Source organism: Bradyrhizobium sp. AUGA SZCCT0105, from assembly GCF_018129565.1.
Classification (GTDB): Bacteria; Pseudomonadota; Alphaproteobacteria; order Rhizobiales; family Xanthobacteraceae; genus Bradyrhizobium.
In genome coordinates this window covers 98678-111556 of the sequence record NZ_JAFCMK010000010.1, presented here as the reverse complement: position 1 = coordinate 111556, position 12879 = coordinate 98678, and the positions used below count along the sequence as shown (strand labels likewise).

Here is a 12879-nt window from a genome sequence, read left to right as displayed (position 1 = left end):
AAATCAGACACCATGATGACACTCGCCATACACGACCAGCGCCTGGCCAAGCCGGGCTTCCACCAGAGCGCCGCGCTGCGCGACTATGACTCGGTACGGCGCGCCATCGCGTTCATCTCGGAGCACTGGCGCGCGCAGCCGACCATCGAAGCGATGGCCGATGCCGCCGCCGTGACGCCGGATGAACTGCACCATCTGTTCCGCCGCTGGGCCGGGTTGACGCCGAAGGCCTTCATGCAGGCTTTGACGCTGGACCACGCCAAGAACCTGCTGCGCGATTCCGCCAGCGTGCTCGACGCCGCACTCGACTCAGGTCTCTCGGGACCGGGACGGTTGCACGATCTGTTCGTCACCCATGAGGCGATGTCTCCCGGCGAATGGAAGACCGGCGGCGGCGGCATGACGCTGCGCTTCGGCTTCCACCCCTCGCCGTTCGGCACCGCGATCGTGATCGCAACCGACCGCGGGCTCGCGGGGCTTGCCTTCGCCGACCCCGGCGACGAGCAGACCGCGTTTGCCGACATGAAGCGCCGCTGGCCGAACGCGACCTTTGTCGAGGACACCGACGGCACCACCGCACTGGCGCAGCGCGTGTTCGATACACGGCTGTGGCGGGCGGACCAGCCGCTGCGCGTCGTGCTGATCGGCACCGACTTCGAGGTGCGGGTGTGGGAAACGCTGCTCAAGGTCCCGATGGGCCGCGCCGTAAGCTATTCCGACATCGCCAGCAAGATCAGCAACCCGAAGGCCTCGCGCGCCGTCGGCGCCGCGGTTGGCCGCAATCCGGTGTCGTTCGTGGTGCCCTGCCATCGCGCACTCGGCAAGAGCGGTGCGCTGACCGGCTATCACTGGGGCATCACCCGCAAGCAGGCGATGCTGGGCTGGGAAGCCGGCCAGGTGGGATTGCACTAAGCAAAACCGGTCTCTCACCGTCACCCTGAGGAGCGCGAAGCGCGTCTCGAAGGGTCGACGGCCCCGCTGGTGGCCGTGCATCCTTCGAGGCTCGCTCCGCTCGCACCTCAGGATGACGGATTAAACGTTTTTAAGCCGCGAGATCGACCTTGGACGCAACGGTGGAATCGGCGTTGAGCCGATAGACCACCGGCGCGCCGGTTGCGAGTTCGCGTTTGAGGATCTGCTCCGGCGAAAGCTTCTCCAGCACCATGATCAACGCGCGCAGCGAATTGCCGTGGGCGGCGATCAGCGTGCGCTGGCCGCGCAGCACGCCGGGGAGGATCTCCTGCACGTAATAGGGCAGCGTGCGCGCCAGCGTATCCTTGAGGCTCTCGCCGCCGGGCGGCGGCACGTCGTAGGAGCGGCGCCAGACCAGGACCTGGTCCTCGCCCCACTTCTTGCGGGCGTCGTCCTTGTTGAGGCCCGAGAGATCGCCGTAGTCGCGCTCATTGAGCGCCAGATTCCTCGTGGTCGGCAACCCGGTCTGGCCGATCTGCTCCAGCATCAGCTTCAGCGTGTGCTGCGCGCGCGTCAGGTCTGACGTAAAGGCGACGTCGAACGACAGGCCCTGCGCCTTCAGCTTGCGGCCGGCGTCCTTGGCTTCGGCGATGCCCTGCTCGGTGAGATCGGGATCCTTCCACCCGGTGAACAGGTTCTTCAGATTCCATTCGCTCTGACCGTGACGAACGAGCACAAGAAGACGATCACTCATTTCAGATTCCGTTTTCGCTTGGCTGGATTTGATTTCGTCGCGCGGTCTCAGTCGCTCAACCCGAGAACGTCGGTCATCGAATACATGCCGGGCTTCTTGCCGTGCGCCCACAGCGCCGCCTTCAGCGCCCCCTGCGCGAACAGCGCGCGGTCCTCGGCATGATGCGAGAGCGTGATGCGCTCCGACGGGCCGGCAAAGATCACGCTGTGATCGCCGGCCGCGGTGCCGCCGCGCAGCGAGGCAAAGCCGATATCGCCGGCGCGCCGTGCGCCGGTCAGGCCGTCGCGGCCGCGCGCCGAATGCTGCTCCAGCGCGATCTTGCGTCCTGCGGCGGCGGCTTCGCCGAGCATCAAGGCGGTGCCCGACGGCGCATCGATCTTGGACTTGTGGTGCATCTCGAGAATTTCGATGTCAAAGCTCTGGTCGAGTGACTGCGCGACGCGCTTGACCAGCGCGGCAAGCAGATTGACGCCGAGGCTCATATTGCCCGACTTCACCACGATGGCGCGGTTGGTGACGCTGCGGATCACCGCATCGTCGGATTGCGACAGGCCGGTGGTGCCGATGACGTGAACAAGGCCGCGCTCGGCCGCGATGGCGACATTGGCGATGGTCGCGGCCGGCACGGTGAAATCCAGGATGCCGTCGGCAGCCGCGGACATCGACCACAGATCGGCCGACAGCTTGACGTCATTGGCGGGAAGGCCGGCGAGCACGCCGGCGTCCTTGCCGAGCAGTTCCGAGCCCGGCGCTTCCAGCGCGCCGACCAGCACCGCCCCCGGGGTTTCGGAAATCACCCGCGTCAGCGTGCGGCCCATCCGGCCGCCGGCTCCCGCAACAATCAGACGCATGTCAGCCATGGCTCACCTCTCACCGCCGTATAAAGCATGATCCGGCAAAGTGGAAACCGGTTTTCCGGCACGACAACATGCCTAAACGACGGCCATCGGAGGCTTGTTCCGAGCGGCCGAACCGGCGTCCGGGCTACGGGCTGTCGTGCCCCTCGATGATAATCAGGTCGGCGATCGAGTGCGGCTGCCGCACCTTGATGTTGGCTTGGTATTCCGGCGATTGGTAGCAAGCGAGCGCGGTCGCGTAATCGGGGAATTCGATCACGACGTTGCGCGAGCGGCTCTGGCCCTCCACGCCGGTGAACTTGCCACCGCGAACGATGAACTTGCCGCCGAATTTCTGGAAGATCGCCGGGTTGGCCGCCATGTACGGCTTGTAGCCTTCCTCGTTATGAACGTCGACGCGTCCAATCCAGTATCCCTTCGCCATCTCTGTTCTCCCTTGTTGTTGGCTCAGGCGAGTGCCTGGGCGATCTCGGTGTGAATGGCTTCGGCCGCGGCTTTCGGATCGGCGGCTTCCATCACCGGACGTCCGACCACCAGATAGTCGGCGCCGGCGGTAATGGCGCGGGCCGGCGTCATGATGCGCTTCTGGTCGCCGGTCGCCGAGCCCGCGGGGCGGATGCCCGGTGTCACCAGGTTCATCTGATCACCGACGATCTTGCGCAGGGCGGCAGCTTCCTCGGGCGAGCTGACGAGGCCGTCGACACCGAGTGCCTGCGCCTGCCTGGCGCGCGCTTCGACGAGATCGGAGACGTTGAGGCGATAGCCCGCCGCGTGCAGGTCGCTGTCGTCGTAGGAGGTCAGCACCGTCACCGCGAGGATCTTCAGACCGGAGCCGGTACGCGCCTCGACCGCCGCCTTCATGGTCTGCGGGTAGGCATGCACGGTGAGAAAGGTCGCGCCGAGAGCGGCGACGCTTTCGACCCCGCGCGCCACCGTGTTGCCGATGTCGTGCAGCTTGAGATCGAGAAAGACCTTCTTGCCGCTGCCCGCAAGCTGCTTCGCCAGCGCGAGGCCGCCGGCGTAACCGAGCTGATAGCCGATCTTGTAGAAGGTAACGCTGTCGCCGAGCCTGTCGATCATCGCCTCGGCGCTGGCGACCGACGGCAAATCGAGCGCCACAATCAACCGGTCTCTTGGAGCGATCCTTGGAGCGATCTTGGCTGGCTGCATGTCACCTCACATCATGCGTTGGGAATGGTCGATCAGCTGCCGCACCAGCGCCCGCATCGTATCGATGTCGGCCGGGTGCTTCAGACGATCCATGTCGTCATAGGCGTGCTCGGCAAATGACAGCGCGAGCTGGTTCGGGATCACGGCGGCATGGCACGCCGTCAGGATCAGGCGCAGCGCCGCCAGCGCGCGCGTGCCGCCGAGCCGGTTGCCGGATGCCGCAGCTAGCGCGAAGGCGCGGCCATGGAACACCTGACCACGGGTCTCGTGCAGATCCTGCACGCGGCTCACCCAGTCGATCGTGTTCTTCACCAGCGCCGGCACCGAGGAATTGTATTCCGGCGTCACGATCAGCACGCCATGATGGGCGCCGATCATCCGCTTCAGATTGACGGCGTGCTGCGGCACGCCTGATTTGGCCTGCAGATCGCCGTCATAGATCGGCAGCGGAAAATCGCCGAGCGAGATGCGGGTGACGTCGGCCCCGAGCTGCGCGAGCTCTTGGGCCAAGACAGCGGCGAGCTTCGCGTTGAGCGAGCCTGATCGAAGCGATCCGGGGATCACGAGGATTTTCAGCGCGGACATTTGGCAATCGCGGTTGGGTCGTCGACCCGGCGCGACGACGCAGGGCGAGCATTTTCTCTGAAAATGCTCTTAGCTAATGTTCTGCGCGTATTCCATGCGCAAAACCGGTACCCACTTTTGCGGAATACGCGTCAGCCCTTGCGATACACCCAGACCCGCGCGGGCGGAAGGTTCATCCAGATCCGCTCGGACGCCTCTGTGGACACGCCGGGCAGCGACTTCGGAATCGGCGGCGCCACCGAATAGGTGAACTGGACGAACGGCGCACCGGGCGCGAGGGCCAGGAAGGCGTCGCGGACCAGCTTCAGGCGGGTCAGCATCGGCTTGGTGACCAGCGGCAGGCCGGAGACCACGGCCGAGGCCGGAGACTTCATGACGTCCCACAACGTATCGCGAAGCCTGTAGGCGTCGCCCTGGACCACCTTGGCCTGCGGATAGCGTTCGCGCAGCAGCGCACAGAAGCCGGGATTGTACTCAACCAGGACGAGACGCTTTTGATCGACGCCATGCTCGATCAGCGCATTGGTGATCGCACCGGTGCCGGGTCCGAGCTCGACAACCGGTCCTTCGGCTTCGGGATCGACATATTGCGCCATGGTGCGTGCGAGCAGCCGCCCGGACGGCATCACCGCGCCCATATGCAGCGGCTTCTCGATCCATGAACGGAGAAATCGAACCTCGTCGTCGAGACGGAGGGGCTTCTTCGACGCACGCACGGACGATTGCAGAGGCATGTCGCTACCAGGCGGGACCGCGCACAATCGAGCGGTTGTCAGAAAACAGTCATAAACACGTATAGATCGAAGTCGTTACGGTCAAGCATAACGACTGCGGCTAGACGGAGCGGCTTCCGAAGAAGTCCTTGACCTTAGAGAAGAAACCCGCTGCCTCCGGTTGAGTTGCGCCGGACGACAGTTTTTCGAACTCCATCAGCAATTCTTGCTGCTTCTTGGTCAGATTCTGCGGCGTTTCGACCACAACCTGGACATACATGTCGCCGGTCTGGCGCGAGCGGAGCACCGGCATACCCTTTGATGCGATGCGGAATCGGCGGCTGGACTGGGTCCCGGCCGGCACCTTCACCTTGGTCTTGCTCTTGTCGATGGTCGGCACCTCGAACTCGCCGCCGAGGGCTGCGGTCACCATCGAGATCGGCACGCGGCAGTGCAGGTCGGCGCCGTCGCGCTGGAAGAACTGGTGCGTGGTCAGCGACAGGAAGATGTAGAGGTCGCCGGGCGGTCCGCCGCGGACACCGGCCTCGCCTTCGCCGGCGAGACGAATCCTGGTGCCGTCCTCGACGCCCGGGGGAATGTTGACCGACAGCGTGCGCTCGCGCGTCACCCGGCCGGAACCGGCGCAGGAGGTGCAGGCGTCCTCGATCATCTGGCCGCGGCCCTGACAGCCGGGGCAGGTCCGCTCCAGCGTGAAGAAGCCCTGGGCCTGCCGGATACGGCCGGCGCCGCCGCAATGCGAGCAGGTCTTCGGCTTGGTGCCGGCCTTGGCGCCGGTGCCGGAGCAGGATTCGCAGGTCACCGAGACCGGGATCTCGATCTGCGCGGTCTTGCCCTGGAAGGCCTCCTCGAGCGTGATCTCCATATTGTAGCGCAGGTCGGCACCGCGTTCACGGCCGCCGCCGCCGCGGCGCTGCCCGGCCATGCCGAACAGGTCCTCGAAGATGTCGGAGAAGGAGGAGGCGAAGCCGGCGCCGAAGCCGGGACCGCCGCCGCCCATGCCCTGCTCGAAAGCGGCATGGCCGAAGCGGTCATAGGCGGCGCGCTTGTCGCCGTCCTTCAGCACCTCATAGGCTTCGTTGATTTCCTTGAACCGGACCTCGCTGCTGGCGTCGCCCGGGTTCTTGTCCGGATGCCATTTCATCGCGAGCTTGCGGAAAGCCGATTTCAGCTTGGTCTCGTCCGCGTTCCGCTCAACCTCGAGGGTCTCGTAATAGCAGCGCTTGGTGGACATCCTTCAATTCCGTCCGAAGTTCGTCGCGATCGCCAAGGATTGCGCAGAGGATTGCGCAAGGGATTGCGTCAAGGATTGCGTCAAGGATTGCGCCTGTCTGGAAGATGCAGCGATCGCCTTAAAGAAAAATGACCCCCACCCCTCCGAGACGCGTCGCGTGCTCTTTGGTGTGAGGGCCATGATCGCAAGCCCGCTTAAGCAGACTTCTTGTTGTTCTTGTCGTCGTCGACCTCGGTGAACTCCGCGTCGACAACGTCATCCTTCGCAGCGTCCTTGGCCGCATCGGCCTCGGCCTGCTGCTTGTACATGGCCTCGCCGAGCTTCATCGAGGCCTGCGCCAGCGTGTTGGTCTTGGCCTTGATCGCCTCGGCGTCGTCGCCCTTCAGCGCTTCCTTGAGGTCGCTGACGGCGTCTTCGATGGCGCGACGATCCGTCTCCGGAATCTTCGAACCGTGTTCGGCCAAAGCCTTCTCGGTCGAATGAACCAGGCCATCGGCATGGTTCTTGGCGTCGACCGCCTCGCGGCGCTTCTTGTCCTCGGCCGCATTGGCCTCGGCGTCCTTGACCATCTTGTCGATGTCGGCCTCGGACAGACCGCCGGATGCCTGGATCCGGATCTGCTGTTCCTTGCCGGTCGCCTTGTCCTTTGCCGAGACGTTGACGATGCCGTTGGCATCGATGTCGAAGGTCACCTCGATCTGCGGCATGCCGCGCGGAGCCGGCGGAATGCCCATCAGATCGAACTGGCCGAGCATCTTGTTGTCGGCCGCCATTTCACGCTCGCCCTGGAAGACGCGGATGGTGACGGCGCCCTGATTGTCTTCGGCCGTCGAGAACACCTGGCTCTTCTTGGTCGGGATCGTGGTGTTGCGGTCGATGATGCGGGTGAACACGCCGCCCAGCGTCTCGATGCCCAGCGACAGCGGGGTCACGTCGAGCAGCAGCACGTCCTTGACGTCGCCCTGCAGCACGCCGGCCTGGATCGCAGCGCCGATCGCGACGACTTCGTCGGGATTGACGCCCTTGTGCGGCTCCTTGCCGAAGAACTGCTTCACCACTTCCTGGATCTTCGGCATGCGGGTCATGCCGCCGACCAGCACCACTTCGCCGATCTCGCCGGCGGTCAGGCCGGCATCCTTCAGCGCCTTGCGGCACGGCTCGATGGTCTTCTCGACGAGGTCGGCCACCAGCGCCTCGAACTTGGCGCGGGTCAGCTTCATCGTCAGATGCTTCGGACCGGTCTGGTCAGCCGTGATGAACGGCAGGTTGATTTCGGTCTGCGTGGTCGACGACAGCTCGATCTTGGCCTTCTCGGCGGCTTCCTTCAGGCGCTGCAAGGCGAGCTTGTCGTTGCGCAGGTTGATGCCCTGCTCCTTCTGGAACTCGTCGGCGAGATAGCCGACCAGGCGCATGTCGAAGTCTTCACCACCGAGGAAGGTGTCGCCGTTGGTCGACTTCACCTCGAACACGCCGTCACCGATCTCGAGGATCGAGACGTCGAAGGTGCCGCCGCCGAGGTCGTACACGGCGATCGTGCCGGCCTTCGTCTTGTCGAGACCGTAGGCGAGCGCGGCAGCCGTCGGCTCGTTGATGATGCGCAGCACTTCGAGGCCGGCGATCTTGCCGGCATCCTTGGTGGCCTGACGCTGCGCGTCGTTGAAATAAGCAGGAACCGTGATGACGGCCTGATCGACCTTCTGGCCGAGATGCGCCTCCGCGGTCTCCTTCATCTTCTGCAGAATGAAGGCCGAGACCTGCGAGGGCGAATAGGTCTTGCCGTCGGCTTCGACCCAGGCATCGCCGTTCGATGCTTTGACGATCTTGTAGGGAACGAGCTTCTTGTCCTTCTCGACCATCGGGTCGTCATAGCGGCGGCCAATGAGGCGCTTCACCGCAAAGAACGTACGCTCGGGATTGGTCACCGCCTGGCGCTTCGCCGGCTGTCCGACGAGGCGCTCGCCATCGTCAGTGAAAGCAACGATCGACGGCGTCGTTCGCATGCCCTCGGCATTCTCGATCACCTTGGCGTTCTTGCCATCCATCACGGCGACGCACGAATTCGTGGTGCCGAGGTCGATCCCAATGACCTTACCCATGGTTTTGATATCCTCTTTGCTACGGCAGGTTGGTTGGGCCCTGACGGCGCTCCGTACCGAACCCCCAGACGTTCACATACTCGCGATATTGCGACGGTGAGCCTGATATAGGAGAGAGGGTCCTGCCCGCAAGGACTGGACGCAACGTTGAGGCCTGAAAAGACTGACGTTTGAAAGATTGTGTCAGCCCGGCTGCGGCCCCGGTTCAAGCCCAGACCAAGTTAACAAATCGGCAAGAATGCCGCCCGTCGTCGACCGCGACATCAACGGCGCGACGACAGCGCTGTTGAGTGAACGCTCACAAACGTCGTATGCGAGAGCGGCGCACGGGTCGAGGGCGCGCTGTTTGGCCGCTGGCGGCCGCAGGTGGTCGCTCCTGGAAACCTCGGGAAACTGGAAAGTGCCTGCCAATCAAGGCGAAAAGCCTATGGAATCGAGCTGGCCGGTCCGGGGCGGAGATTTGGCGGCCTGTTGCAGGGCCATCAAAACCGCTAAAAGCGGTCCGACTGAAGAGGCCATCCAGCCCTGCACCGGCCCCGTTGCGCGGCCACCAAGCAAAACCGGTAGATCCCCCATGACGCCTTTTCGAGTTCTCGCTGCGGTTGCCTTGCTGATTGCTGCCACCTGTCGTGGCTTTGCCGCCGACGTGGTGTTTCCGCCGGGCGCGCATGTCGGGATGAAACCGCTGGTGGGCCTCGTCCGCGCCAAATCATTCATCGGCTTCGAGACCGAGGACCAAGGCGTCAAGGTCCTGATCGCCGACCTGCCCGCGGACGCCTACAACGAGGTCGTGACGGCCTTCAAGGCCAACCCCGCCGGCACCGGAAACATCAAGCCCGAGAGCCTCGAGACGCCGGCCGGCCTCGCCTACTACACCGTGGAGAGCGCCCGCGACGGCGCCAGCAATGTGCGGCGCTATTCCATGATCCTGCCGGGGCCGACCTTCTCCGGCTATGTCGCGGTGCAAGTGCCGGAGAACGCGAGCAAGATCTACACCGACGACGCCGTCCGGCAGATGTTCGCCTCCGCCGAAATCCGCAAGGATGTGCCGGTCGACGAACAGCTCGCCATGATGCCGTTCAAGGTCACCGAGCTCAGCAGCTTCAAGAACATCCGCATGCTGGCGCCGGGCGCAGCGCTGCTGATGGCCGACGGCGACGACAAGGCCCTTGAGGCCAAGCCCTTCATGCTGCTCGGCATCATCACTTCGGCGCCGGCCACGCCCGACGATCGCGGCCGCTTTGCCCAGCAGATCGCCACCACGATCCCCGGCGTGCGCGACGGGCGGATCACCATGTCCGAACCGATCCGGATCGACGGCCAGCCCGGCTTCGAGACCCGGATCGACGCCGTCAGCGGCAAGGACAACACCCCGGTGACCATCGTGCAGTGGCTGCGGTTCGGCGCGCAGACATCGCTGCGGGTCATCGGCAGCTCGCCGCGCACCGATTGGGAGACGGCCTTCCCGCGCTTCCGCGCGGTCCGCGACGGCATCCAGCCGCGCGGCTGATCGGCCCTTCGCAAGGCCGGTTGGAAAAATCCCACTTTCGCCGTTCGCCGAACGGAACTAGCCTCCTCGCGCGGTATCAAAGCGAGGAGGGGCGCGATGTTGGATCGACGACAGATATTTGCAGGCCTCGGCACGTTGGCGCTTGCGACCCTGGTTCCCAGGAGCCTCTGGGCGGCTGCGATCAAGCCCGACGATGGCTCCGCGCTGCTCGTGATCGACGTCCAGAACTGCTTCCTGCCCGGCGGCAGCCTCGCGGTGAAGGACGGCGAGCAGGTGGTGCCTGTCATCAACAAGATCGCCAAGAGCTTTGCCAATGTGGTGATGACGCAGGACTGGCACACGCCTGGACACATCTCGTTTGCCTCGGTCCATGCCGGCAAGAAGCCGTTCGAGACCATCGACCTCGCCTATGGCAAGCAGGTGCTGTGGCCCGACCACTGCGTGCAGGGCACCGACGGCGCCTCGCTGTCGAAGGATCTCGCGATCCCGCAGGCCGAGCTGATCATCCGCAAGGGTTTTCACAAGGACGTCGACAGCTACTCCGCCTTCACCGAAGCCGACGGCAAGACTACCACGGGGCTTGCCGCCTATCTGAAGGCGCGCAATGTCGAGCGGGTTTTCGTGGCCGGGCTCGCCACCGATTTCTGCGTGGCATGGACCGCGCTCGATGCGCGCAAGGCCGGCTTCGAAACCTATGTTGTGGAGGACGCCTGCCGCGGCATCGACACCCAGGGATCGCTCGCCAAGGCCTGGACCGACATGGACAAGGCCGGCGTCAAGCGGATCCAGTCGTCGGACATCGCGTAGGCATTCCGCGCGAGATCCGCATGGCCGAGCTTGAGGCGATTGTCGGAATTACAGGTTACCGCGAGACGGCGCGACCATGACGCACGACATCGAATCCCCGCGCATCTACCCGACCCTGCGCTGCAAGGACGCCGAGGCGATGATCGGCTGGCTCAAGACAGTGATCGGATTCACCGAGCACGTGATCTACCGCGACGAAATGGAACTGCGTGACACCGACTATGGCAGCCGCGATTTCGCCTGCCGTGACCCGGAAGGAAATCTCTGGAGCTTCGGCACCTATTGGCCGAAGGCGCATAAGAAGCCGCTGCCGTGAAACGACAGCAGCAAGCTCGCAGCTTCAGGGCTGGCGTCGAAGCGATCAGACCGTGATGTCGGCGCTCGGGGCCGCCTTGGCGCCACCCTTGGAGACGCCGACCAGCGCCGGACGCAGAATGCGATCGCCGATCATGTAGCCGGCCTGCACGACCTGCACCACGGTGCCCGACGGCACCGAGGTGTCCGGCACCTCGAACATCGCCTGCTGGAAGTTCGGATCGAACTTCTCGCCGATCGGATCGAACTTCTTCACGCCGTTCTTCTCCAGCGCGTTGAGCAGCGAACGCTCGGTCAGCTCGACGCCTTCGATCAGCGCCTTCAGGCCGGGATCGGCGGATTCCTTGGTCTCGGCCGGCACGGCATCGATCGCGCGCTGCAGATTGTCGGCGATATCGAGCACGTCGCGGGCGAAGCCGGTGATACCGTAGGTCTTGGCGTCGGCAACCTCGCGGCGGGTGCGCTGACGGAGGTTCTCCATCTCGGCCAGCGTGCGCAGCGTCCGGTCGCGCGCCTCGGCGAGTTCCTTGGTCAGCGCCTCAACCGATCCCACCTCGGGATCGTCAGGCATGATGTAGGGCTTCGAGACCACGGGCTCACCCGTCGGCGCCGAATTCTCGGTGTTATCATTGGCCCGGTTCGGATCGGTCATGGCTTGCCTTCTCGAAAACTCGCGTCGGTTCAAATCTTGGGGATTGCTGCCCGGGATATCGTGCTTTGGGCGGCGAAAATCAAGCGCAACATACCGGCCTCAGGCAGTGGGATCTCCAGTTCGGGCGAAGAAAACCCGTCAAATGAAGGCGAAATCCAGTCCGCTCAGCCACCCAGCATCTTGCTGACGATGCGCGCGGCATAGTCGACGGTCGGGATCACCCGCGCATAGTTCAGCCGCGTCGGTCCGATCACGCCGAGGACGCCGACGATCCGGCCCTGGGCGTCGCCGTAGGGCGCGATGATGGTGGAGGAACCCGACAGCGAAAACAGCTTGTTCTCCGAGCCGATGAAGATCCGCACGCCCTCGCCGCGCTCGGCACGGCCAAGCAGATCGATCACGCCGCGCTTGGTCTCGAGATCGTCGAACAGCGACTTGATGCGCTCGAGATCGTCCAGCGCATGCAGATCCTCGAGCAGATTGGCGTGACCGCGCACGATCAGTTGGCGGTCCTCGCTCTCGCCGCCGGACCAGCTCGCGATGCCGGCCGCGACGACCTTTTGCGTGAGCTGATCGAGCTCGGCGCGGTTTTGCGTCAATGCCGTCTCGAGTTCGAGCCGCGCTTCGGCCAGCGTCCGGCCACGAATCCGCGCATTGAGGAAATTGGTCGCTTCGATCAGGGCCGAGGAGGGAACGCCCGGCGGCAATGCCAGCACCCGGTTTTCGACCTGGCCGTCTTCGCCGACCAGCACGACCAGCGCTTTCTCCGGCTCCAGCCGGACGAATTCGATGTGCTTCAGCCGCGCGTTCGACTTCTGCGTCAGCACCACCGCCGCCGCACGGGTCAGCCCCGACAGCCGCGTCAACGCTTCGCCAAGCGCCGCCTCGACCGATTGCGCACGGCCGACGGCAGCAAGCTGGGTCTGGATCGATTGCCGCTCGGCCTCGGTGAGGTCGCCGACCTGCATCAGGGCGTCGACGAAGAAGCGCAGGCCGAGTTCGGTCGGCAGCCGGCCCGCCGAGGTGTGCGGCGCATAGATCAGGCCGAGCTGCTCGAGATCCGACATCACATTGCGGACCGAGGCCGGCGACAGCGGTAACGCGATCAGGCGCGAGATATTGCGCGAACCGACCGGCTCGCCGGTCGCGAGATAGCTTTCGACGATTTGACGAAAAATGTCGCGCGACCGCTCGTTGAGCTGGGCGAGCCCGGCATGCGGGGCGATCAGGCCTATCGGATCGTGGTGCGTCACACT

The 12879-nt window shown here is 64.5% G+C and carries 14 protein-coding genes; 4 read left to right on the top strand and 10 right to left on the bottom strand.

All coding sequences use genetic code 11. The annotated features are described in order from the left end of the window. Nucleotides 1-12 precede the first annotated feature (12 nt). Nucleotides 13-912: a bifunctional helix-turn-helix domain-containing protein/methylated-DNA--[protein]-cysteine S-methyltransferase gene (locus tag JQ573_RS34060; RefSeq protein ID WP_212312991.1), complete on the top strand. Its 900-nt coding sequence runs from the start codon at nucleotides 13-15 to the stop codon at nucleotides 910-912. A 130-nt stretch (nucleotides 913-1042) separates the two neighbouring features. On the opposite strand, the gene JQ573_RS34055 is transcribed toward JQ573_RS34060, so the two are convergent. From JQ573_RS34055 to dnaK, 8 genes are all read right to left on the bottom strand, one after another. After that, nucleotides 1043-1666 carry a 2,3-bisphosphoglycerate-dependent phosphoglycerate mutase gene (locus JQ573_RS34055; protein ID WP_212312687.1) on the bottom strand — a complete coding sequence of 208 codons (624 nt, stop codon included), beginning with the start codon at nucleotides 1664-1666 and terminating at the stop codon, nucleotides 1043-1045. Nucleotides 1667-1713: 47 nt separating this feature from the next. Further along, nucleotides 1714-2526 carry a 4-hydroxy-tetrahydrodipicolinate reductase gene (dapB, locus tag JQ573_RS34050; protein WP_212312689.1) on the bottom strand — a complete coding sequence of 271 codons (813 nt, stop codon included), beginning with the start codon at nucleotides 2524-2526 and terminating at the stop codon, nucleotides 1714-1716. 124 nt (nucleotides 2527-2650) lie between these two features. Then, a complete protein-coding gene (locus tag JQ573_RS34045; RefSeq protein ID WP_057020363.1) occupies nucleotides 2651-2947 on the bottom strand; it encodes a DUF1330 domain-containing protein in 297 nt (98 codons plus the stop codon). Between the two features lie 23 nt (nucleotides 2948-2970). Next, nucleotides 2971-3693: an orotidine-5'-phosphate decarboxylase gene (gene pyrF / locus JQ573_RS34040; protein ID WP_212312691.1), complete on the bottom strand. Its 723-nt coding sequence runs from the start codon at nucleotides 3691-3693 to the stop codon at nucleotides 2971-2973. 6 nt (nucleotides 3694-3699) lie between these two features. Further along, nucleotides 3700-4278, bottom strand: coding sequence for an NADPH-dependent FMN reductase (locus tag JQ573_RS34035; RefSeq protein ID WP_212312692.1), 579 nt, complete (start codon nucleotides 4276-4278; stop codon nucleotides 3700-3702). A gap of 131 nt (nucleotides 4279-4409) precedes the next feature. Next, a complete protein-coding gene (locus JQ573_RS34030) occupies nucleotides 4410-5012 on the bottom strand; it encodes a class I SAM-dependent methyltransferase (RefSeq protein ID WP_092120946.1) in 603 nt (200 codons plus the stop codon). A 100-nt stretch (nucleotides 5013-5112) separates the two neighbouring features. Then, complete coding sequence (gene dnaJ / locus JQ573_RS34025; RefSeq protein ID WP_212312694.1) at nucleotides 5113-6243, bottom strand: molecular chaperone DnaJ; 1131 nt, start codon at nucleotides 6241-6243, stop codon at nucleotides 5113-5115. A gap of 194 nt (nucleotides 6244-6437) precedes the next feature. Further along, a complete protein-coding gene (gene dnaK, locus JQ573_RS34020; protein ID WP_097671378.1) occupies nucleotides 6438-8339 on the bottom strand; it encodes a molecular chaperone DnaK in 1902 nt (633 codons plus the stop codon). 574 nt (nucleotides 8340-8913) lie between these two features. On the opposite strand from dnaK, the gene JQ573_RS34015 reads away from it, so the two are divergent. The 3 genes from JQ573_RS34015 to JQ573_RS34005 all read left to right on the top strand — a co-directional run bounded on the left by JQ573_RS34015 (nucleotide 8914) and on the right by JQ573_RS34005 (nucleotide 10972). Continuing rightward, a complete protein-coding gene (locus tag JQ573_RS34015) occupies nucleotides 8914-9849 on the top strand; it encodes a hypothetical protein (protein WP_212312696.1) in 936 nt (311 codons plus the stop codon). A gap of 96 nt (nucleotides 9850-9945) precedes the next feature. After that, nucleotides 9946-10656 carry a bifunctional nicotinamidase/pyrazinamidase gene (gene pncA, locus JQ573_RS34010; RefSeq protein WP_212312705.1) on the top strand — a complete coding sequence of 237 codons (711 nt, stop codon included), beginning with the start codon at nucleotides 9946-9948 and terminating at the stop codon, nucleotides 10654-10656. Between the two features lie 76 nt (nucleotides 10657-10732). Then, nucleotides 10733-10972, top strand: a complete 240-nt coding sequence (locus tag JQ573_RS34005; RefSeq protein ID WP_212312707.1) for a hypothetical protein — start codon at nucleotides 10733-10735, stop codon at nucleotides 10970-10972. A 45-nt stretch (nucleotides 10973-11017) separates the two neighbouring features. Here JQ573_RS34005 and grpE read toward each other — a convergent pair whose 3' ends face one another. Beyond that, nucleotides 11018-11623, bottom strand: coding sequence for a nucleotide exchange factor GrpE (gene grpE, locus JQ573_RS34000; protein ID WP_212312709.1), 606 nt, complete (start codon nucleotides 11621-11623; stop codon nucleotides 11018-11020). A 164-nt stretch (nucleotides 11624-11787) separates the two neighbouring features. Beyond that, complete coding sequence (gene hrcA, locus JQ573_RS33995; protein ID WP_173639821.1) at nucleotides 11788-12876, bottom strand: heat-inducible transcriptional repressor HrcA; 1089 nt, start codon at nucleotides 12874-12876, stop codon at nucleotides 11788-11790. Between the last annotated feature and the right edge of the window lie 3 nt (nucleotides 12877-12879).